At 61.6% G+C, this 20866-nt stretch carries 20 protein-coding genes; 6 read left to right on the top strand and 14 right to left on the bottom strand.

Annotated elements, in window-relative coordinates:
- Together X756_RS137670 and X756_RS137675 are read right to left on the bottom strand one after the other, a co-directional pair.
- The coding region (locus X756_RS137670; RefSeq protein WP_032999672.1) for a potassium transporter Kup at nt 1–1545 on the bottom strand (1545 nt) is incomplete at its 3' end.
- 77 nt (nt 1546–1622) lie between these two features.
- Nucleotides 1623–2363: a pyridoxine 5'-phosphate synthase gene (locus X756_RS137675; protein ID WP_023668363.1), complete on the bottom strand. Its 741-nt coding sequence runs from the start codon at nt 2361–2363 to the stop codon at nt 1623–1625.
- Between the two features lie 112 nt (nt 2364–2475).
- Here X756_RS137675 and X756_RS137680 point away from each other — a divergent pair, with 112 nt between their 5' ends.
- Nucleotides 2476–2895, top strand: a complete 420-nt coding sequence (locus tag X756_RS137680) for an STAS/SEC14 domain-containing protein (RefSeq protein WP_023682069.1) — start codon at nt 2476–2478, stop codon at nt 2893–2895.
- Nucleotides 2896–2929: 34 nt separating this feature from the next.
- On the opposite strand, the gene X756_RS137685 is transcribed toward X756_RS137680, so the two are convergent.
- Nucleotides 2930–4057 carry an ATP-dependent RecD-like DNA helicase gene (locus X756_RS137685; protein WP_023668361.1) on the bottom strand — a complete coding sequence of 376 codons (1128 nt, stop codon included), beginning with the start codon at nt 4055–4057 and terminating at the stop codon, nt 2930–2932.
- 242 nt (nt 4058–4299) lie between these two features.
- On the opposite strand from X756_RS137685, the gene X756_RS137690 reads away from it, so the two are divergent.
- Nucleotides 4300–4602 (top strand): hypothetical protein, encoded by a 303-nt coding sequence (locus X756_RS137690; RefSeq protein WP_023668360.1) that lies wholly within the window; start codon nt 4300–4302, stop codon nt 4600–4602.
- Nucleotides 4603–4643: 41 nt separating this feature from the next.
- Here the strand turns inward: X756_RS137690 and X756_RS137695 are convergent, their stop codons facing one another.
- The 7 genes from X756_RS137695 to X756_RS137725 all read right to left on the bottom strand — a co-directional run bounded on the left by X756_RS137695 (nt 4644) and on the right by X756_RS137725 (nt 12701).
- Entirely contained in the window at nt 4644–5018 is a 375-nt protein-coding gene (locus tag X756_RS137695; RefSeq protein ID WP_023725319.1) for a nitrile hydratase accessory protein, read from the bottom strand.
- The gene (gene nthB / locus X756_RS137700; RefSeq protein ID WP_023682072.1) at nt 5005–5664 is read right to left on the bottom strand and encodes a nitrile hydratase subunit beta; all 660 of its coding nucleotides are present in this window, start codon (nt 5662–5664) and stop codon (nt 5005–5007) included. The genes X756_RS137695 and nthB overlap by 14 nt, the downstream gene beginning before the upstream one ends.
- Nucleotides 5661–6284, bottom strand: coding sequence for a nitrile hydratase subunit alpha (gene nthA / locus X756_RS137705; RefSeq protein ID WP_023702993.1), 624 nt, complete (start codon nt 6282–6284; stop codon nt 5661–5663). Before nthA ends, nthB begins: the two co-directional genes overlap by 4 nt.
- A gap of 64 nt (nt 6285–6348) precedes the next feature.
- Entirely contained in the window at nt 6349–9513 is a 3165-nt protein-coding gene (locus tag X756_RS137710) for an efflux RND transporter permease subunit (protein WP_023731687.1), read from the bottom strand.
- Nucleotides 9510–10799 (bottom strand): efflux RND transporter periplasmic adaptor subunit, encoded by a 1290-nt coding sequence (locus X756_RS137715; RefSeq protein ID WP_031239620.1) that lies wholly within the window; start codon nt 10797–10799, stop codon nt 9510–9512. Before X756_RS137715 ends, X756_RS137710 begins: the two co-directional genes overlap by 4 nt.
- A gap of 225 nt (nt 10800–11024) precedes the next feature.
- The gene (locus X756_RS137720) at nt 11025–11621 is read right to left on the bottom strand and encodes a LysE family translocator (protein WP_023682076.1); all 597 of its coding nucleotides are present in this window, start codon (nt 11619–11621) and stop codon (nt 11025–11027) included.
- A 123-nt stretch (nt 11622–11744) separates the two neighbouring features.
- The gene (locus X756_RS137725) at nt 11745–12701 is read right to left on the bottom strand and encodes an acyl-CoA desaturase (protein ID WP_023682077.1); all 957 of its coding nucleotides are present in this window, start codon (nt 12699–12701) and stop codon (nt 11745–11747) included.
- 156 nt (nt 12702–12857) lie between these two features.
- Here X756_RS137725 and X756_RS137730 point away from each other — a divergent pair, with 156 nt between their 5' ends.
- On the top strand, nt 12858–13238 hold the full coding sequence (locus X756_RS137730) for a metalloregulator ArsR/SmtB family transcription factor (RefSeq protein WP_023702997.1): 381 nt from the start codon (nt 12858–12860) through the stop codon (nt 13236–13238).
- 11 nt (nt 13239–13249) lie between these two features.
- Here the strand turns inward: X756_RS137730 and ilvN are convergent, their stop codons facing one another.
- From ilvN to X756_RS137745, 3 genes are all read right to left on the bottom strand, one after another.
- Nucleotides 13250–13822, bottom strand: coding sequence for an acetolactate synthase small subunit (ilvN, locus tag X756_RS137735; protein ID WP_023668352.1), 573 nt, complete (start codon nt 13820–13822; stop codon nt 13250–13252).
- Between the two features lie 81 nt (nt 13823–13903).
- On the bottom strand, nt 13904–15700 hold the full coding sequence (locus tag X756_RS137740; RefSeq protein ID WP_023668351.1) for an acetolactate synthase 3 large subunit: 1797 nt from the start codon (nt 15698–15700) through the stop codon (nt 13904–13906).
- Nucleotides 15701–16031: 331 nt separating this feature from the next.
- Nucleotides 16032–16934: a DUF1236 domain-containing protein gene (locus X756_RS137745; protein ID WP_023731685.1), complete on the bottom strand. Its 903-nt coding sequence runs from the start codon at nt 16932–16934 to the stop codon at nt 16032–16034.
- A 596-nt stretch (nt 16935–17530) separates the two neighbouring features.
- Here X756_RS137745 and X756_RS137750 point away from each other — a divergent pair.
- The 3 genes from X756_RS137750 (at nt 17531) to X756_RS137760 (ending at nt 20023) form a co-directional block, all read left to right on the top strand.
- Nucleotides 17531–17824 carry a DUF1236 domain-containing protein gene (locus X756_RS137750; RefSeq protein WP_023668349.1) on the top strand — a complete coding sequence of 98 codons (294 nt, stop codon included), beginning with the start codon at nt 17531–17533 and terminating at the stop codon, nt 17822–17824.
- A gap of 163 nt (nt 17825–17987) precedes the next feature.
- On the top strand, nt 17988–19379 hold the full coding sequence (locus X756_RS137755) for a sensor histidine kinase (protein WP_023690914.1): 1392 nt from the start codon (nt 17988–17990) through the stop codon (nt 19377–19379).
- Complete coding sequence (locus X756_RS137760) at nt 19376–20023, top strand: response regulator transcription factor (protein WP_023668347.1); 648 nt, start codon at nt 19376–19378, stop codon at nt 20021–20023. The genes X756_RS137755 and X756_RS137760 overlap by 4 nt, the downstream gene beginning before the upstream one ends.
- Before the next feature lie 49 nt (nt 20024–20072).
- Here X756_RS137760 and X756_RS137765 read toward each other — a convergent pair whose 3' ends face one another.
- On the bottom strand, nt 20073–20501 hold the full coding sequence (locus tag X756_RS137765; RefSeq protein ID WP_023731683.1) for a hypothetical protein: 429 nt from the start codon (nt 20499–20501) through the stop codon (nt 20073–20075).
- Nucleotides 20502–20866 lie beyond the last annotated feature (365 nt).

The following is a 20866-nucleotide window of genomic DNA, read 5'->3' as shown; positions in this document are numbered from 1 at the left end:
CACCTTGTAGTGCTTCAGGCTGTGCATCAGCGCTGTCGGCGCGCTTTGCGGATCGCTGGTCAGGAACACGGCGGTGCCGGACACCAGCTGCGGCTTCTTCTTCAGCAGATTGCCGGCGAGGAAATCGAGCGGGATTTCGTTGCGCCGGGTCTTGTCGAAGAGATAGCGGCTGCCGCGTATCCAGGTGGTCATGATCAGCCCCATGAGGCAGGCAACGGATATTGACACCCATCCGCCTTCCACGATCTTGACGACATTCGCCAGGAAGAAACCCATGTCGATGGTGCCGAACAGCAGCGCCAATGCCAGGGCGAGCCCAAGCTGCCATTTCCACAAATTGCGCATGACAACGAACAGCAGAATGGTTGTCATCAGCATCTCGCCGGTCACCGAAATTCCGTAAGCGGAAGCCAGCGAACTCGAGCTGCCGAAGCCGACAACCAGCAGCATCACTCCCAGGGCGATGAGCAGGTTGACGCGCGGCATATAAATCTGGCCGCTCTGCATTTCGGACGTGTGCTGCACCTCGATGCGGGGCAGCAGGTTGAGTTGCACTGCCTGGCGTGCCAGCGAAAAAGCACCCGAGATCACCGCCTGACTGGCGATCACGGTGGCGGCCGTTGCCAAGCCGACCATTGGCATCAGCGCCCAATCCGGCAACATCTCGAAGAATGGATTGGTCGGCCTGCCGCCATTCGCCAATACAAAGGCGCCCTGGCCGAAGTAGTTGAGCAGCAGGCAAGGAAACACCACGGAAAACCACGCGAGCACGATCGGCTTGCGCCCGAAATGTCCAAGGTCGACATAAAGCGCCTCGGCCCCCGTTACCGCCAGGAACACTGCACCAACGGTCACGAAAGCGGCGGTCGGCGTGCCGGCTAAGTAGGCGATCGCATAATACGGGTTGATCGCCAACAGCACCGAAGGATCATCCATCAGGTGGTAGAGCCCGGAAACGCCGATGGCCAGGAACCATAGCGCCGTCACCGGCCCGAATACTGCCGCCACCTTCCCCGTGCCGAAGCGCTGCACGGAGAACAGAAATGCCAGGATGACCAAGGTGATCGGAACGACATAGGCCTCCAGCGTCGGTGTCACCACTTCCAGGCCCTCAACTGCCGACAGCACGGAAATGGCCGGAGTTATGATAGCGTCTCCGAAAAAAAGCGACGCCCCGCAAAGTCCGATGCCGAGGATAAGCTTGGCGCCTTTTGGATAGGCGCTGCGCGCCAGCGCCATCAGGGACAGCGTGCCGCCCTCTCCCTTGTTGTCGGCGCGAAGCACGAAAGCGACGTATTTTATGGTGACGATAATCGTCAGCGCCCAGACGATCAGCGACAGCACGCCCAGGACATCTATACGCGTGTCGGTACCAGGCGAAGCGTGAAGCGCCTCGCGGAAGGCATAGATCGGGCTGGTGCCGATATCGCCATAGACGACGCCAAGCGCGCCCAGCATCAGAACTTTGGTGCTGTGCTGTTCAGTGTGGGAGTGGTTCGGTTGTTCGACGGGTTCAGCCTCGCTACCGATGCTGGAAAGAGCCATCGACTACTCCCCGATCACCGCGCGGTGCGCCTTGCTTGCTGTCATGCGATATCACCTTCGACACGAGCCTTCCCCCGCTACCAACCGCAAGCCTTCAGAAACCGCCCCACCGTGCCGGCCATGCCATACTCCAACGCATCGGCTGTCAACCCGTGTCCGATAGACACTTCGGCCAATGCCGGAATGCGCTTTGCCAATGCCGGAAGGTTGTTCACCACCAGATCGTGCCCGGCATTGACCTGGAGCCCGGCGGCGAGTGCGGCATCCGCGGTTTTTCCCAATCTTTCCAGCTCCTTCCGCGCCTTGGCGGAATCGGAATGGTAGCTGCCGTAGGGCCCGGTATAGAGCTCGATGCGGTCGGCGCCGGTATCGCGCGCGGCATTGACGCCGGTGGGATCCGGATCGGAAAACAGCGACACGCGGAAGCCCCCTTTTTTCAGACGCTTGACGATCGGGTTAAGGAACGCCGCCTCGGCGGCAAAGTTCCAGCCATGGTCCGATGTCGCCTGCGCCGGATCGTCGGGCACCAGCGTCACCTGCTCCGGCTGGTGCCTTTCCACAAGCGCCAGAAAATCCTCGGTCGGGTAGCCCTCGATGTTGAATTCCGCCTTGGGAAACTCGTCGTCGATAAGCGCCCGGATCTCGGGCAGGTCGGAATGCCTGGTGTGGCGCTCGTCGGGCCGCGGATGAACCGTCAGCCCGTGCGCGCCGGCCGCCAACGCCAGGCGGCCGAGCCCGGTGACGCTGGGCCACGGCAGGTTGCGGCGGTTGCGCAGCATGGCGATGGCGTTGAGATTGACCGAGAGTTTCGCGGGCATGGCGTGAGGTCCGGCTGTTTGTGCAGCGCATCTATACTGCCTTTGATGGGAACAGACAGGGGCTTTCGGGTGTTCCAGTGATGACATCTGCTCGCAAGGGGGAACCCAGCCAATGAATTTTCTCCAATCCGTGCCCGCGATCCGCCGCCTCGAAACCGACCGTGAGGACCTTTTCGCCATCGACGTCGTCGGCCATGTATCGGCAGCCGACGGCGAAAATCTGTTCGGATTGCTGGAGGCTGCCTACGCGCTGCACCCGAGGATCGACGTCTTGGTGCGGCTGGTCGACCATGAGGGCGTCGACTGGATCGATATGGACGACGAGACGCTGAAACAAGGTACGGTTCATGCGCTAGAGCATATCGCCCGGTGCGCGACGATCGGTGAGCCCGACTGGATAGCGGATGCGCGGAACTTCCTTCCGGCTTCGCCACCCATCGAGTTCAGGCACTTCGCGGCCGAGGACGAAGCGGATGCCTGGCAATGGCTGGGTGCGACGCCACTCAGCCCTGCTGCGCCGGCTGCTACCTGACGCCGGCTATCTAACGCCAGCTATCCAACGCCAGTTATCTAACAATCGTCAGCCGCTCTGCCGCCCGCGTGATGGCGGTATAAAGCCAGCGCTGGCGGGTTTCCTTGAACGCCCAGCTCTCGTCGAACAGCACGACGTCGTTCCACTGCGAACCCTGCGCCTTGTGCACGGTCAGCGCGTAGCCATAGTCGAAATCGTCAAAGCGCTTCTTCTGCTGCCAGGGGATATCGGCGTCCGGATCCTCGAAAGCCGACTTGAGCAGCTTGATCTTGGCGACGCCGCGGTCGGGATCGTCCTCCTCGGGCGAGACCAGAAGGTTGATGCCCGGCTTCACCGTCTCGCGCGACGAGGTCATCACCTTCCACAGCGAACCGTTGAGCAGGCCCTTGGCGGGGTCGTTGCGCAGGCAGACCAGCTTGTCGCCGGCCTGCGGATAATCGGCATTGAAACCCTTCAGCTCGCGCAGGCGCTGATTGTAGCGGCGGCGTGTGCGGTTGGTGCCGACCAACACCTGGTCCGCCTTCAGCACCAGCTCCTGGGTGACGTCCTCCTTGCCGATGACCTGCGCGGTGCCGTAGTCGCCACGCATGAACTCGCGGCCCTCGCGCACGTCGAGCGCCAGCTGGATGATCGGATTGTCGCGCGCCTGGCGGTGGATTTCGGTCAAGAGCACATCCGGCTCATGCTCGGTGAAAAAGCCGCCGCCCGAGATCGGCGGCAGCTGCGCCGGATCGCCAAGCACCAGGATCGGCGTGCCAAAACTCAGAAGGTCGCGGCCAAGCTGCTCGTCGACCATCGAGCATTCGTCGATGACCACCAGCTTCGCCCGTGAAATAGGGCTTTGCCGGTTGAGCGAGAAGGTCGGCGACATCGAGGTCTTGCCGGTCACCTCGTCCGACACCGATTCCTCGCCCTTCGGCCGGTAGATCAACGAATGGATGGTGCGAGCATTGACCGCGCCCTTGGAACGCAGCACCTGCGCCGCCTTGCCGGTGAAGGCGGCGAACTGCACCTGCCCGTCGACATGCTCGGCAAAATAGCGCGCCAGCGTGGTCTTGCCGGTGCCGGCATAGCCGAACAGCCGGAACACCTGCGGCCGGCCCTCTTTCAGCCAGCGCGCCACCGCTTTCAGAGCCTCGTCCTGTTGGGGGGAGAATTCCATCGGTTCGACAGACCGGATTCGCGAGAGAAAGACAAGCTTGGTGCCAACCACCGCTTAAAACGATGGGATTGCCTCACCTTCAACGGGACAAACTAGCAGGCGCAAATGCGAACGTAAAGTGAACATGCAAGCGGATAACGAACGATTTGAATTCAGGCATTTCAACCTAGATCGGGCAATGCCACTATCACGGACATGATCGAGATGCAGATCGGCGCAGACACCTATAAGCGAGGATATTGATGAGGTCGTTCGCAGACAGGCTGATCGGAAAGTCGATAAAGAAGATCGAAATCGGCGAACCTGGTTATGGCATCGTTGTCTCCTTGTCGGATGACGCAGGGTTCGCGATATATACCGAGGTCACGGCCTGTCTGAGTGACGAAAATGCCAGAACCATAGAACGTGTTACCATCAGCGACGAGCAAGTGATCCTCCACTTGGGTGACAACGACTTCGTCGCCATTTCCAAAAACCGTGGCCGCTTCGCCGTCGTTGAGGCGTTTGTCTATGGGGACGACGAAGGCATGGTCGTCGAAAATTAGTTGCATCGGCCGCCAGATTTCAAACACCAACCACAGGCGGACTATATGTTCGCGCCGCCGCCGCTACCTCTGGTCGGCCCGGGATCGTTCTCCAACAAAATCGGCTTGCCGTGCGGGGTTGCATGCGCGGCGCGTTCCCAGGCGGCGGCGAGCGTGTCGACGTCACTTTTTCCCGCGACGCCCTTGGCCGCCAGCAGCGTCTCCAGCGCAGCCAGCCAATGCTCGTAATAATCGTGGCCGTCGCTTGCGGCGCCCGGCTTCTTCACTTGCGCCGACAGCGCATCGGCCCATTCGCTCCACGAAAACAGGCCCTTGTCATGCAGCGCCACCGTCATGGCGAAGGCTTCGGCCTGCCAGGGTTCGGCGAATACTGGTTCGTCCAGACCCGCCGGCAATGCACCTTCAGGCCGGCTCAAGATAGCTCTCCCAGGCATCGATCGAGACGGTCAGCGTCGAGTCGGCGCCCTCGCCCCAGATTTCCGAGCCATCGAAGACCACGGTATAGACCCATTGCGGGTTTTCACCGTTGCCATGTGCGTTGCTGTCGGGGAACACAAAACCGTCACGCACGGCCTCGATAACTCCGTGCTTGCCGCGCGCATAACGCGGTAGCCTTGTGTGGCCGGTGGGATTGAAATTCTTTGTCCGCACCGGGTCGCCGGCCTTGAAGCGCGGCGCCGTCTCAACCGGCCGGTCGCAGGGACTGCCCTTGGCCAGTACCGCCGGCACGTTTTCGGCCTTCAACACCCTTTTGGGCGTCGCCGCCGGATCGACCGCCCGACCTTCCGTCAGATCGCGCTCGCTGACGAAGCCATGGCGCTTCAGCAGCACCTCGAGCGCTTTGATCCATATCTGGTAGTAGCTTGAGGAATAATAGACGGCCGGATGCAGCGATTCCCTGGCGTGCCGGCTCTCGTCGATGTTCCACGCGCCCATGGCGCCGGCAGTCAGCGTGACGCCGAGCGCCCGCCTCTCCCAATCCGCATGAAAATACGGTTCGTCCTTTTCGGGCGCGACCGGCCCGAAACCCATCTGCCCACCGAGATCCTGCGGCCCGTTCATGCCGGTACCTTCTTTGTCCCGGGTTCCTTGGCCACCGCCGTGCCGATCATCGCATCGCGGCTGACCAGTTCGGCGAGTTGGTCCTCACTCCAGCCTTCGGTACCGCCAGGCCGCATCGGCACCACGAGATAGCGCAGTTCGGCAGTCGAATCCCAGACGCGGATGTTTTTCTCCGCCGGCAAGGTCAGCCCGAACTCCTCCAGCACGCCGCGCGGATCGATCACGGCGCGCGAGCGATAGGGCGGCGCCTTGTACCAGACCGGCGGCAGGCCGAGCACCGACCACGGATAGCAGGAGCACAGCGTGCAGACGACGAGGTTGTGCGTCTCGTCCGTGTTGAACACCGCCTGCATGTGCTCGCCCTGGCGGCCGGTGTAGCCCAGCGAGGTGATCGCCGCAGTCGCGTCGCGCTTCAGCCACTCGGCAAAGGCCGGATCGCTCCAGGCTTTCGCCACCACCCTGGCGCCGTTGCGCGGTCCGATCTTGGTCTCATAGGTGTCGACGATGACGTCGATTGCGGCCGGATCGATCAGGCCTTTTTCGGTGAGGATGGTCTCCAGCGCGCGCACGCGCGCCGCAAACGGGTCGAGCTCATTGTCGTGGTCATGATCATGGGACATGATCTCAGATTAGGATCGGCGGCCCATGGCCGCAAGCATGACAGCTTGGGCCACGGGCTATCCCCTATTCGGCGGCGGCCTTCTGGGGTTCGATGAGCCGGTCCTCGGGGCCGAACAGCGACGCCTGCTCGCCGCTCTCGACCGCATGCAGCGCCGGCTTGTTCTTCTTCGAAGAGAAGAAGCTCACCAGCCACCCGGAGAAATTCTCGAAATAGACATAGATGACAGGGGTGACGAACAGCGTCAGCGCCTGGGAAGCGAGCAGCCCGCCGACGACCGCGACACCGAGCGGCTGGCGCAGCTCAGCACTGGCGCCGGTGCCGAGCGCGATCGGGAACGTGCCCATCAGCGCCGCCAACGTCGTCATCATGATCGGCCTGAAACGCATCAGGCACGCCTTGTGTATGGACTCCTTGGCCGACATGCCTTCTCGTCGCAGCTCCAGCGCGACGTCGACCATCATGATGCCGTTCTTCTTGACGATGCCGATCAGCATCAGGATGCCGATCACCGCGATCACCGACAGGTCCATGCCGGCAAAGCGCAGCGCCACCACCGCGCCCAGCACCGCCGAAGGCAGGCCGGTCAGGATGGTCAGCGGATGGATAAAGCTCTCATAGAGGATGCCGAGTACGATATAGATGGTCAGAATGGCGCCGCCGATCAGCAGGCCCTGATTGGCCAGCGAATCCTGGAAGGTCTTGGCGGTGCCGGCAAAGCTGGTCGAAATCGCCGGCGGCATGCCGATCTGCTCCTTCAGCGCGGCGATGCGGGCCGTGCTGTCGCCCAGCGCCACGCCTTGCGGCAGGTTGTAGGAGATGGTCACCGCCGGCAGCTGGCCGAGCTGGTTGACCGTCAGCGCGCCGGCGGTGCGGTCGACGCGGGCAAAGGCGCCGAGCGGCACCAGGCTGCCGCTTGCCGTCCTGACCTGGATGGCCAGCATGCGCTCGGGCGACCATTCGATGTTGGGATCGAGCTCCATGATGACTTCGTAGCTGTCGGCCGAGCCGAAGATCGTCGAGACCTGCTCCGTGCCGAAGCCGCCATAGAGGCTGGAGCGCAGCGTGTCGGTGTCGATGCCGAGCGACGCCGCCTTGTCGCGATCGACCACCAGCGTCGCCTGCAATGAATTGTTCTGCAAATCGCTGGTGACGTCGGTGAAATTCGCATGATCGGCCGCCATCGCATCGTTGAGCTTTTGCGCCCATGTGTCGGTCAGGCCGGTATCGAGGCCCTGAACGACGAGCTGGTAGGCGCTGGCGGAAGAACGCGCGCCAAGCCGCAGGTTCTGCACCGGCTGCATATAGGCATCGATCCCCGGCACAGTGGCCAGTTGCCGCCGCAGATCCGACAGCACCTTGTCGATGTCGGGGCGCTGGCTCTTGTCCTTCAGCTGCACATAGAGCTGGCCCTGGTTCAGCGCATTGTTGCCGCCGCCGGCTGACCAGGCGACATGCGAGACATAGGGCGAATGCGAGAAGACACTTGCCGCCTGGTTCTGCAGCTTGACCATGGCGTCGTAGGAGATGTCCTGCCTGGCGATCGTCGTAACCGAGATCTGGCCGATATCCTCTTGCGGGAAAAAGCCTTTCGGCGAGACCTCGATCAGCCAGACCGACCCTGCCGCCGTGCCGGCGAAGACGAGGAACACCAGAAAAGTGTGGCGCAGGCAGAAGGTCAAAAGCCGGTCATAGCCGCGGGTGACGATATCCTGCTTGTGGCCGGGGGCATGCTTGTCGCGATCGGCCTTGGTCACCGACAGCAAGCGCGAACACAGCATTGGCGTCAGTGTCAGCGACACGAACATCGAAGCCAGGATGGCGACCGTCACCACGACGGCGAATTCGTTGAAGATGCGGCCGATGACGCCGCCCATTAGAAGCACGGGGATGAACACCGCCACCAGCGAGATCGAGATCGAGATGATGGTGAACCCGATTTCGCGCGCGCCCTTCAGCGAGGCATCGAAGGCCGAGAGACCGTCCTCCTCCATGTGGCGAAAGATGTTTTCCAGCATGACGATGGCGTCGTCGACGACGAGGCCGACTGCGAGCGTCAGGCCCATCAGCGAGATGTTGTCGATGGAGAAGCCGAACAGGAACATGGCGCCGAGCGTCGCGATCAGCGAGATCGGCACCGCCACGGCCGGAATGATGGTTGCAGTCACCCGGCGCAGGAAGACGAAGATCACCATCACCACCAAAGCGATGGTCAGAAGCAGCGTGAACTGGACGTCGTCGACGGCCTGGCGGATCGAGGTGGAACGGTCGTTGAGCAGCTTGATGTCGGCGGCGGCCGGCATTTGGTCCTTGAACGACGGCAGCATCGCCTTGACCTTGTCGACGACGTCGACCGTGTTGGCGTCGGGCTGGCGCTGCACCGCCAGGATGATGGCGCGCGTGCCGTCGTACCAGCTTGCGGTCGTCGTGGTCTCGACCGAGTCGATGACGCGCGTCACCTCGCCCAGCCGCACCGGATGGCCGTTCTTGGTGGCGATGATGAGGTTGGAGAACCCGGCGGCATTGGTGAGCTGCGTGTTGGCCGTGATGGTCAGCTGCTGCTTGTCGTTCTGCAAGACCCCGAGCGGCGTGTTGGAATTGGCCGAGGCGATCGCCGTCTGCAGCTGGTCGATCGAAATGCCGCGCGCCGCCAGCGCCGTCGGGTCGATCTGCACGCGCACCGCATATTTCTGCTGGCCGAAGATCGACACCTGCGCCACGCCGTCGATGGTCGACAGCGAGGGCGAGATGACGTTTTCGGCGAAGGCGTCGAGGTCGGTGAGCGGAACCGTGTCGCTGACCAGCGACATCAGAAGGATCGGCGCGTCGGCCGGATTGACCTTGCGATAGCTCGGCGGCGACGTCATCTCCGGCGGCAACTGCCGCTGCGTGCGCGCGATCGCCGCCTGCACGTCGGCGGCCGCCGCGTCGATATCCCGGTTGAGCACGAACTGGATGGCAATGGACGTGCGTCCCAGCGAATTGCTGGTCGAGATCGAATCGATGCCGGCGATGGTGGCGAACTGCTTGATCAGCGGCGTCGCCACCGAAGTGGCCATGGTTTCGGGCGAAGCGCCGGCCAGGGTGGCCGAGACGTTGACGACCGGGAATTCGGCGCTCGGCAGCGCCGCCACCGGCAGGAACTTGTAGGCAAACAGCCCGCCCAGCACGAGGGCGAACGACATCAGCAGCGTGGCGACAGGCCTGCGTATGCAGAATTCGGAAATCATTGGGCAGCCGCCTTGCCGGCCTCGGCGACCTTGGGAGCAGCTTGATCACCGCTGGCCGCCTTGCCTTCGTGAATGGCGGCGCCGTCCTTCAGCCTGGTCTGGCCCTCGACCACCACCTTCTCGCCTGATTTGACGCCCTCGCTGATGGCGCTGTTTTCGCCTTCGGTCAGCGCCACCTGCACAGGCCGCATCTCGACCGTGTTGTCGGGCCTGACGACATAGACGAACGGCCCCTTCTGGCTGGGCTGCACGGCAACGGTCGGGATGGATGTCATCTGCGGCATGATGCCGGCGTCGAGCACGACATTCACATACTGGCCGGGCCACAGTGAAAGATCGGCGTTGGGAATGCTCGCCCGTGTCGCGATGGTGCCGGACGCGGTGTCGACGCTGGAATCGACGAAGTCGAGCGTGCCCTTGCCGATCGGCGTCGGATCGCCATCCTTGGTCAGCGTCACCGCGCCTTGCTGCGGGTTGGCCAGCGCCTTGTGCAGCAGCGCCAGGTTGCTCTCCGGCAGATTGAAGTTGACTTGCAGCGGATCCATCTCGGTGATCGTCACCAGCGGCGTGGCCGTGCTCGAGTTGCCGTTGCTCAAGGTGACGAGGTCACCGACCGAAACGTTGACCGCGCCCAGCCGGCCGGCAATCGGCGCCTTGATGCTGGCAAAGCCGAGCTGGACATTGTCGGCGTCGATCGTCGCCTTGTCGGCATCGACCGTCGCCGCGGCAGCCTTTTGCGCCGCCACCGCCTGATCGTAGGTCTGCTGCGTGCCGGCCTGCTTGGCGACGAGATCCTTGGCGCGCTGGAGGTCGGAGCCCGAACTGGTCAGCAGGGCCTGGTCCTTGGCGAGCGTCGCCTGATCCTTGGCAAGCTGCGCCTTGGGCGCCCGGTCGTCGAGCGAGAACAGCAGGTCGCCGGCCTTCACCATCTGGCCGTCCTTGACGTCGATCGATACGATCTGGCTGGACACGCGGGCGTTGATGTTGACCACGGCCGGCGAAGACACGAAGCCGATGGCGTAACGGCGGATTGGAAAATCGGCCATTGTCGCAGTGGCCGAGACGATCGAGGCCGAACGGGCGGCATTACCGCCGGCGCCGGATTTGCCCCCAGCCTTGTCGGCCGAAGCCTTGTCCGATCCAGCCGGCTTGTCCGTTGCTGCCGCCTGCCTGGCGCCCGGCAGCATCTGCTGCAGACTGCTCATTGCCGCCGGCGAAAAATAGACCCATGCCGCGGCGACACAGGCCGCTGCCACCACCACCGCCAGAACGACTTTTCCGCGCATCGACTAAAAGCCCTATGATCCGACACGCCGAACCCGGTGGTCTCATTCTACCCAATCACGGCGCCTTGCCGCGATCTCGCCGAAGTAGATAGGACGCACATTTGTCGGAAAAGGGCCAAAACACGGCATTACGAAGATTTAATGTGCACTGCACAATGACTATGCAGCCGGCTCAGCAGTCGGAAAACCAGCCAGGATGCGGTTGAGATTTCAGGCCGGATGCGTCTATTTCAGCATCGGCCAGAGCGTCGCCGCCAAGAGCACGCCCATGGCGATGTTGAACCATTTCAGCCGCACCGGATCCGACAGGAATCCGCGCAGCGCCGTGCCGAAGCCGGCCCACACCGAGACGCTCGGCAGGTTGACGACGGTGAAGGCGATCGCGATCAGCGCCACCGACAGGAACGGGTGGTCCGGATTGGAGTAGACGGCCATGGCGGTGATCGCCATCACCCAGGCTTTCGCATTGACCCACTGGAATGCGGCTGCCTCGATGAAGCGCATCGGCCGTGCCTCCGTCTCACCCTTGCTGGACAGCGAGCGCGACATGGCGATCTTCCAGGCGAGATAGAGCAGATAGGCAGCGCCGGCGATCTTCAATCCGGTGTGCAAGGCCGGAAACGCCGTAAGCACCGCGCCCAGGCCAAAGCCGACAGCAAGCAACAGCACCAGGAAACCCATGCTGATGCCCAGCATATGCGGAATGGTTCTGACGAGGCCGAAATTCACGCCCGACGCCAAGAGCATGAGGTTGTTCGGCCCCGGCGTGATCGAGGTCACGAAGGCGTAGACCAAAAGGGCAAGGAAAGCGTCGAGGGTCATGACGGCTCACAAAGGTCAGCAATGCTGACTTAAATCGACAGAGCGCTGGACGCAACCTCATTCCATTGGTCCAAAGCGCTCCGCCGTGATCCGTCTATCCCGAGCCAGCCAGGCCGGCACAGTCTACCTGCCGTGGGCCCGCGCCGACAACAGGCTGGGAGCGGCGGCCGCCTCCTGACGGCCAGCCACACGCCGCAGGCCTTTGCGCCTCGGCGTGTTCCCGGGAAGCTTCACGCCATGCGCGAGGCCGAGGGCAGCCAGGATGCGGATGAAGAGCCAGCCGAGATCGATCTGCCCGCGTTCCAGGCCGAGCTTTGCGGATTCGGGAAACGCATGGTGATTGCCGTGGAAACTCTCGCCAAAGGTCACCAGGCCGAAACGCGGCAGGTTGTAGCCCTGCACGGCAACGCCATCGACGCGCCAGCCCTGCTGCCCGCTGCGATGTGCGAAATGCCCGACCAGCCAATGCCCGGTCAGCGACACGGAGATACGCACCGCAATGCCCCAGACCACCCAGCTCCACCCGCCGAGGAGCAAGAAAAGGATCGCCCACGGCAGTTGCTGCAGCATCCAGGTCCGCTCGACGAATTTGTAGAAGCGGTCGTTTCTGATCGACGGCTCGATGACGAAGTCAGGCGGATTGCGCAACGCTACGGCGCAATGCATTTGCCAGAAAGCGTCGGTGAAGAAAGGCCGGCGGTGGGCGTGCAGGTCGTGACAAGCCGTCTGGCGCTGCGCCCAGTCTCGTATGTCATGCGCATAGATCATGCCGAACGGACCGGCCATGCCGACGAGCGTCCCGAGATAGACCAGCGCGTGTTCGAGCCAGATGTGAACCTTGAACGAGCGATGGATGAGCAGGCGATGCATGCCGACCGAGTGTCCGGCGCAGATCGTCACCGCCGTCGTCGCTACGAACAGGGCGAAAGCGCTCCAGCTGAAGGTCAGCGGCCCGAACACCAACGCAATCAGCGTCATCGCACCGACCCAGATCGACTTGGCCGGCATCCAGACGACCTCGCCATCTTCGGCATCGCTCAAGGGCTGCGAGATCATTCTGCCTGTGGATATGGTCTTCATCGGTACCCCTCCTCTGCAGGAAACATTTCCGGACCAAAGAGCCTTGCCTTCCGGCGCGCCGGCGCTTATTTAGGCAATAAGCTAACTATCTACTATTCCGATTTAGGTATTTAGGCAATAGACTAAATACCGGAAGCGAAACGACAGAGGCAGGCTGTGATCGAAGACAATGCAGCGGATGGCGACACGGCTATCGGGGCAAGCAGCGCCATACAGCGCGTGTTCGAGGCGCTGTCATCGCAGCCGAGGCGCAAGATCCTCGCCTATCTCGCCCACTCCTCGCTGACCGCGGGCGAGATCGCGGCGCGCTTCGACATGTCGAAGCCGTCGATCTCGCAGCATCTGAGCATCCTGGAGACGGCCGGCCTCATCGCCAGGGAGCGGCAGGGACAATTCATCCGCTACTCGCTGGTCCAGAACAATCTGGTTAACACGCTGAACGGCTTCGTCCAGGACGTCTGTCCGGTATCGCGCCCGATCAAAAGGGAGAGTAAGAATCTGGCGAGCGGCAAGGTCGATCCCAAGCCGGTAAAATAGTTGGACTGAGACTACATCCCTTGCGGGCCGCGGTTCATCGCCGCCACGCCGGTGCGGCAGATCTCGACCAGGCCGAGCGGCTTCATGATGGCGATGAACTGGTCGAGCTTCGAACCCTTGCCGGTAATCTCGAAGATGAAGTGCTCGGTGTTGGCGTCGATGACCGAAGCGCGAAAAGCGTCCGCCAGACGCAGCGCCTCGACGCGGGCTTCGCCGGTGCCGGCGACCTTGACCAGCGCCAACTCGCGTTCCAGCGGCCGCTCCTGGCCGAACTCGTGCGAGCGCACGGTGAGATCGACGACGCGATGCACCGGTACGATGCGTTCGAGCTGGTGCTTGATCTGCTCCAGCACATGCGGCGTGCCGCGCGTCACGATGGTGATGCGCGACAGGTGCTTCTCGTGTTCGGTCTCGGAGACGGTGAGGCTCTCGATGTTATAACCGCGGCCGGAAAACAGGCCGATGACCCGGGCAAGCACACCGGGCTCATTGTCGACCAGCACGGAGAGCGTGTGGTTCTCCGGCTTTTCCGTTTCCTTGGCGATGAAATAGGCGGAGCCGGTCGGTTGAAGCTGTGCGTTCATGACATGAATCTCGATTTCAGACTTTGAGCTAATTCTCTGTTTGCGCACGGCTTCTCGCGACAGCCCTGCCCCGGCTTGGACCTAGACCAGTTCCCTGCCCTTGGCGTCGATGGCGTTGGCCACGGCTTCGTCGGTCGCCTCGTCGGGCAGGAGCATTTCATTATGCGCCTTGCCCGACGGGATCATCGGGAAGCAGTTGGCGAGCGTCGCCACCCGGCAATCGAACAGCACCGGCTTCTTCACCGCGATCATCTCCTTGATCGCATCGTCCAGCTCGTCCGGCTTCTCGCAGCGAATGCCATGGCCGCCATATGCGTCGGCCAGCTTGACGAAGTCGGGCATCGCTTCGGTGTAGGAATGCGACAGACGGTTGCCGTGCAGCAGCTGCTGCCACTGGCGCACCATGCCCATATACTGGTTGTTGAGGATGAAGATCTTGATCGGCGCATTGTGCTGCACCGCCGCGCTCATCTCCTGCATCGTCATCTGCACCGAGGCATCGCCTGCGATGTCGATGACCAGCGCATCCGGGTGCGCGATCTGCACGCCGAGCGCAGCCGGCAGACCGTAGCCCATCGTGCCCAACCCGCCCGACGTCATCCAGCGGTTCGGCTTCTCGAAATGATAGTGCTGCGCCGCCCACATCTGGTGCTGGCCGACCTCGGTGGTGATGTAGGTGTCCATGTCCTTGGTCAGTTCGTAGAGCCGCTGGATGGCATATTGCGGCATGATCACATCGTGGTTCATCTTGAACGCGAGCGAGTCACGCGCGCGCCATTTGGCGATCTGCTCCCACCAGGGATGGAGCGCCTTCTTGTCGGCCTTGGCGCTCGCCCGCCACAGCCGCACCATGTCCTCCAGCACCCGGCCGACATCGCCGATGATGGGCACTTCCGTGTGCACGTTCTTGTTGATCGACGATGGATCGATGTCGATGTGGATCTTCTTCGAGTTGGGCGAGAAGGCGGTCAGCCGTCCGGTGATGCGGTCGTCGAAGCGCGCGCCGATGCAGATCATCACGTCGCAATCATGCATCGCCATATTGGCTTCATAAGTGCCGTGCATGCCCAGCATGCCCATCCAGTTCTTGCCCGATGCCGGATACGCGCCGAGGCCCATCAGCGTCGAGGTGATCGGGAAGCCGGTGAGGTCGACCAGTTCGCGCAGAAGATGGCTGGCCTCCGGACCGGAGTTGATGACGCCGCCGCCCGAATAGATGATCGGCTTCTTGGCGCTGGCCATCAGTTCGACGGCGGCCTTGATCTTTTCCAGGTCGCCCTGGACCTTCGGCTGGTAGCTGGTGCGCGGCGCCGCCTGCGGCGGCACATAGATGCCTTTGGCGAACTGCACATCCTTCGGAATGTCGACCACCACCGGGCCGGGGCGGCCGGTCGTCGCGACATGGAAGGCCTCATGGATGGTGGCGGCCAATTCGTTGACGTCCTTCACCAGCCAGTTGTGCTTGGTGCAGGGGCGCGTGATGCCGACCGTGTCGCACTCCTGGAACGCGTCGGAGCCGATCAGCGAAGTCGGCACCTGCCCGGTCAGGCAGACCAGCGGGATCGAATCCATCAGCGCATCCTGCAGCGGCGTCACCGCATTGGTGGCGCCCGGGCCGGAGGTCACCAGCATGACGCCGGCCTTGCCGGTCGAGCGGGCATAGCCTTCGGCCGCATGCCCTGCGCCTTGCTCGTGGCGGACGAGGATGTGCTCGACCTCGTCCTGCTGGAAGATTTCGTCATAGATCGGAAGCACCGCGCCGCCGGGATAGCCGAAGACATGCTTGACGCCATTGTCCTTCAGCGCCTGCACCACCATTTCGGCGCCAGTCATTTCCCTGTTTGGCATTTCGCGCCGTTCGTTCTGTCCGTTGCTCATCGGTCTGGTCCCGTACTTCTAGCCATGAGGCGATTGCTGGTCGTTTAGTCGTGTTTCGGGCAATAAAAAAGGCCCCCGATGGGAGCCTGTGTGTTGCGCATGGGAGGTTTTCGCCCGGCGGTTACACCGCCTTGCCCACGCGCTTTCCTACGAGAATGAGTGCCTTTTTCATCGTGGCGGACACTACGAGGGTGAAAGGCAAGGTGTCAACGGGAAAAACGCGCGATGCGAAAGACAAAGCAAGTGGCCCGCCGCCTCTGGTCGGCGGGCCACCGCGGCGCATACGATACCCCTCAATCGCACCGCGCCGGGAACAAGAGCCACTGCCGTGTCACGTCAGGATCAGCACGATCTTGTACGTATCCGGGTCGACGATGACGATGCGCCCGTCGGCCAGCACGAAGTACTCATAGGATTCGTAAGCCGGGACGATCTTGACAATGCGCGCCGGCAGACGGTGCAGGCGCACTTTGTGCCGCGGCACCTCGATGCCGACCGAAATGTCGAAGTCGACGTTCTTCACCGGCTCAACCCTGGTCTCGTGGATGATCTGCGTGACCTGCGTCTTCTGCTCGACTGTCACGTTGTTGATCGAGGCCGTATTGCCCTGGTCGGTCTGGACGTTTGTGTTGCCCTGAGCGTTCTGCTCGGTGGTGGTCCCGGCCTTGCCCTGGGCCTGCTGGTCCGTGCTGGTGCCGGTCTGGCCCTGAGCGTTCTGCTCGGTGCTGGTCCCGGCTTTGCCCTGAGCCTGCTTCTCGGTGCTGGTGCCGGTCTGGCCCTGAGCNTTGCCCTGAGCCTGCTTCTCGGTGCTGGTGCCGGTCTGGCCCTGAGCATTCTGCTCGGTGCTGGTCCCGGCCTTGCCCTGGGCCTGTTCATCCGTCTTGAGCTTGGCCTTGCCCTGAGCCTGCTGATCGGTCGTGGCGCCGGCCTGACCCTGAGCATTCTGCTCGGTACTGGTCCCGGCCTTGCCCTGTGCCTGTTCATCCGTCTTGAGCTTGGCTTTGCCCTGAGCCTGCTGATCGGTCGTGGCGCCAGCCTGGCCCTGTGCATTCTGATCGGTCTGTGACTTCATCTTGCCTTGCGCCTGTTCGCCGGCCTTGCCGCCCTTCTGGCAATCGGCCGCGCCAGCGGCGCAGTTGTCGCCGCCGCTCGGCTGCACAGCCTGGGTCTGGGCGATCGCGGCGCCGCACCCGACGCCAAGCGCAATCATGCTCGTGATCAACACATGTTTCATCTGCTTTCTCCTTAAAGAGTCGGTCCCTCAGCCTAGCCAACTCTGTCAAAAATACTTTGTTCCGCATTTTGCGAATAAAATCGGGCTTCTAAGAAGACCAATAAATGTAGGCAGTAGTTTTGCCAACAATCAGCTACAAATTGCATCAAAAAATTAATGCAACGCAAGATTTTTGCTTTTTTCTGAGCTTGTGATCCCATAGCGATGACACCAGCCTCACAAGCTTAGAAGTACTCCCGTCGTCATGACCAGGATGGCTACCCCGAAAACAGGCAAGAGCAACCATCGTGCCTGATGGACGCTGTTGTCCATTAACGCCTCNACGCCTCCCACAAGTGCTGATCTCAACGATGCCGAGAACCCTGTGTTCCGCCCTGAGGAGGCTCTAGGACCTCTACAGCCTGGCACCAGACTTTGGTCCCTCTCCCTATAGTCCATTGGCCCGATGACGCCCGGACCGAAGCCCCACGCGGGAACGCAGCCGCGAAAAGCCCGTTCGGCTTGCGGTGTGCATCAACCTCACCAACAACCACCGTATCGGAATCGAGCTCGCGCAAGATGCATGAGCGTTGATGAAGGAGAGAATCATGACGACCATGTACCAGTCGACCGCAATTGCCGGATTCTTGCTGCTCGCGAGCGCGGGCGTAGTTGCCGCTCAAGACGTCATCATCGCGCCGGAGCAGGAAACGGTTGTGCGCGAATACGTGAAAAAGCAGCCCCTTGCGTCGGTGAAGATTCCAGGTGTCGAATTGAACGTGGGGACCGCCATTCCCGACACGGTGGAACTGCATGAAGTGCCGAGCGTCAAGTATCGCTACGTTGTGGTCGACGGGCGAACCGTGCTGGTCGACCCCGGCACGCGGAAGATCGTCAAGATCATACAGTAACGCTGATCCCACCGCCGTTCCCCGCGGGTGGCGGTGGGATCATGCCCTGAAATTGCGGTTTCCCCGGCAATTCAACCTAGCGCTTGCTCGCACCATCGACCGTTCTAGATGTAGGATGGCTTAGGCATTTTGGCGCGGCCAAAGTCGCGGGGTCGGTTGAGACGTGCGCTACATTGATAGTCTCTATCAAAACTGGAACAGGCTATCGTTGGCTTGGCAGTTCATCATAGTCGGAAGCATTGGGCTGCTGTCGCTGATGCTGGTCGTCGGCCTATGGGTCACCTCGCAAATACGAGATGGAGTGATCCGCAACTCTGCAAGCACGACCGCGCTTTACGTCGACAGTGTCATCGCGCCAATCCTGCCGGATATGCGCAAAAGCCAGCAGCTCAGCGACACCGTTAAACGGGCGCTCGATGAAACCCTGGACCAGGGTGCTCTCGGCAAAAAACTGGCGTCGTTCGTGCTTTGGCGGCGTGATGGCAAGGTGCTGTACGCCAAAGACGCGGCTCTTATCGGCCAGACCTTCGAGCCAAATGCGAACTTGCTGCATGCGTTCGGTGGAAACGTGGTGGCGCAATTCAATGATCTGGACGAAAATGAAAGGAAGGAACGGAAGAGCCCCACCGCCTCGCTGCTCGAGATCTACAATCCGGTTCGAGAGCCGTGGTCGGGCGATGTTGTGGCCGTTTCCGAGTTCTACGAGATAGCCGACGATCTTCAGGGCACTTTAAACTCGGCACTATGGTCGAGCTGGCTGCTCGTGGCTGGCGCGACCGCGGTCGCCTTGGCGATGCTCTCGGGAATCGTGCTTCGCGGCAGCAGCACTATCGAAACGCAGCGTTCAGCGCTTGAGACACAAGTGGCCGAACTTCAGTTGCTTTTGGAGCAGAATTCCGCTTTGCGGGAGCGCGTCCAGCAGGCGTCGCGCCGCGCAACGGCAATCAACGAGCGTTACTTGCGTCGCATCGGGTCTGATTTGCATGACGGTCCAGCTCAGCTGGTCGCACTGGCTGCGCTGCGCATGGACAGCCCTCTGCTGCTCGATCCCGCCGCATCCCCAAGCCACCGGAAGACCGAGATCGCCGATATCCATCATACGTTGGACGAGGCGATGCGGGAGATCCGCGCCATCTGCACCGGCCTCGTGCTGCCACAGATCGAAGCTTCGACAGTCGCGGAGATATTGCGGCTTGCAGTTGCCGAACATGAACGCCGGACGGCCTCCTCCGTATCGCTTTCACTGCCATCTCGCCTGCCCGACCTGGGGACGTCCGAGAAAATAAGCATCTTTCGCTTCGCGCAGGAGGGGCTGAACAATGCCTGGCGACACGGTCTGGGCAAGGGGCAGGCTGTCAAGGCGAGAGTGACGCAGGGCAAGCTCCTCATTCAAGTGCTTGATCACGGCCCTGGATTCCAGTCGGGATCGTGTGAAGGACTTGGACTCGCCGGTATGAGGGAACGTATCGAAAGTATCGGAGGTCACTTCGAGACCTTTTCGAGCCCCAGGGGGACCCGGCTGACCATAACGCTCAACATCGAGGACCAGAAATGACCGCTCCCATAAGGATTGCCATTGTTGATGATCATCCGCTGTTTCGCGAGGGTGTGGCTCGCAGCCTCGCCGAAATCGGCGGCTTCGAAGTCGTTGGTGCGGGCGAAACCGCGACGGATGCCGAACAGCTTGCGGCCTTGGCAAATCCCGACATATTGCTGCTAGACATCAGTTTGCCGGGAGGGGGTCTGGCGGCAGCGGAAAATATTCTTGCAACTCAGCCTGACTGCAAGATCGTCATGCTCACCGTCTCGGAGGCGAACGCCGATTTGGCAACGGCGCTCAGGCTGGGCGTACGCGGATATGTGCTGAAAGGGATTGGGGCGGCATCGCTGGCCGAGGTGCTGACTTATATAGCCGCAGGAAAAAAATATGTTTCGCCGACCCTGTCAGCGCAGCTTTTGAATGAACTGATCCGGCCGGAAAAGCGCACAACCGATCTCGTTGCCAATCTCTCGGGACGCGAGCTTGGGATAATCTCCTTGGTAGGCGAAGGACTGAGCAATAAAGAAGTCGCCAAACGTCTCAACCTGCAGGAGAAAACGGTAAAACACCACATGACTCGGATATTTCAAAAGCTAAAGGTGCGAAACCGCACCGAAGCAGCCATTCTTATGCACGCGCCCAAAACGGGTCTTGTATAGGGAGATCGGGGCTTGTCTGAAGGTCGGATGCTGGTTGGCGAACCAACAGTTACAGCCCTTTCAGACGAGCAATGTCGGAGGCCCTTACGGCGCGTTCGACAATTGTCCTTCCAAGCGGATCCTTCATAGTGAAGCGGCCGGCCTCGATGCTTTCGCTGAATCCATCGCGATGCACGACCTGGATTTTGGCGCCCTGTACCGTCACCGTGTCGCCAGCGGCATTGACTTGGCTACTGGGAGCTTGGCTACCGGCGGCGTTGTCGCCGGCACCATTTTTTCCCTTTCCGTTGGCGTTGCCATTCCCGGCGTTGCCGCCTGAGCCATTACCGTTACCACTACCGTTGCCACCACCGTTACCATTGCCATTGTTTCCGCTCTTGGCGCTGGCAGCGGCGAATTCGATCTTGTAACCGTCGACATGGCTCAACCGCAGACCAAGCACCGGCATCGTCACCGCAACCGCCGCGAATACGCGCAAGCTAAAGTACGCCCGGCGACGCACGGATGAAAACAGGGGCTGCCTTTCTCCATTCATGCCACCATCACATCATGATGTGTCACGGTATTCAAGAATGAACAGCCCAAAATTGCGGCTCACAAACGCTGAGGAAACTCTCCTTTCGTGCTTGCAGCTCGATTCTCAGACCTTCGTCTGAGTCAAATATACACCGAAGTCTGACCTACTGATCTTGGGCCGCGCCGACGGATGTCGCAATAAAATCCGCGGTGACAAGGCTCGTCACCGGTAGGGATCGGCAGCGAGGCGCGAGCGCCTGCGCACGCAGACGCTCGCGGCAAGTCTGCGGCGGCATACGGTTAGCGCATGTTTGCCGTCGAAACGGT

Origin of the sequence: Mesorhizobium sp. LNJC405B00, from assembly GCF_000502615.1 — a bacterium.
Classification (GTDB): Bacteria; Pseudomonadota; Alphaproteobacteria; order Rhizobiales; family Rhizobiaceae; genus Mesorhizobium.
This window is presented reverse-complemented; position numbering and strand designations above follow the sequence as displayed.

Coding starts and splice junctions, on each gene's coding strand:
- X756_RS137675 (WP_023668363.1), bottom strand. CDS start 2,363: ATGCCCGCGAAACTCTCGGTCAATCTCAACGCCATCGCCATGCTGCGC.
- X756_RS137680 (WP_023682069.1), top strand. CDS start 2,476: ATGAATTTTCTCCAATCCGTGCCCGCGATCCGCCGCCTCGAAACCGAC.
- X756_RS137685 (WP_023668361.1), bottom strand. CDS start 4,057: ATGGAATTCTCCCCCCAACAGGACGAGGCTCTGAAAGCGGTGGCGCGC.
- X756_RS137690 (WP_023668360.1), top strand. CDS start 4,300: ATGAGGTCGTTCGCAGACAGGCTGATCGGAAAGTCGATAAAGAAGATC.
- nthB (WP_023682072.1), bottom strand. CDS start 5,664: ATGAACGGGCCGCAGGATCTCGGTGGGCAGATGGGTTTCGGGCCGGTC.
- nthA (WP_023702993.1), bottom strand. CDS start 6,284: ATGTCCCATGATCATGACCACGACAATGAGCTCGACCCGTTTGCGGCG.
- X756_RS137710 (WP_023731687.1), bottom strand. CDS start 9,513: ATGATTTCCGAATTCTGCATACGCAGGCCTGTCGCCACGCTGCTGATG.
- X756_RS137715 (WP_031239620.1), bottom strand. CDS start 10,799: ATGCGCGGAAAAGTCGTTCTGGCGGTGGTGGTGGCAGCGGCCTGTGTC.
- X756_RS137720 (WP_023682076.1), bottom strand. CDS start 11,621: ATGACCCTCGACGCTTTCCTTGCCCTTTTGGTCTACGCCTTCGTGACC.
- X756_RS137725 (WP_023682077.1), bottom strand. CDS start 12,701: ATGAAGACCATATCCACAGGCAGAATGATCTCGCAGCCCTTGAGCGAT.
- ilvN (WP_023668352.1), bottom strand. CDS start 13,822: ATGAACGCACAGCTTCAACCGACCGGCTCCGCCTATTTCATCGCCAAG.
- X756_RS137740 (WP_023668351.1), bottom strand. CDS start 15,700: ATGAGCAACGGACAGAACGAACGGCGCGAAATGCCAAACAGGGAAATG.
- X756_RS137750 (WP_023668349.1), top strand. CDS start 17,531: ATGTACCAGTCGACCGCAATTGCCGGATTCTTGCTGCTCGCGAGCGCG.
- X756_RS137760 (WP_023668347.1), top strand. CDS start 19,376: ATGACCGCTCCCATAAGGATTGCCATTGTTGATGATCATCCGCTGTTT.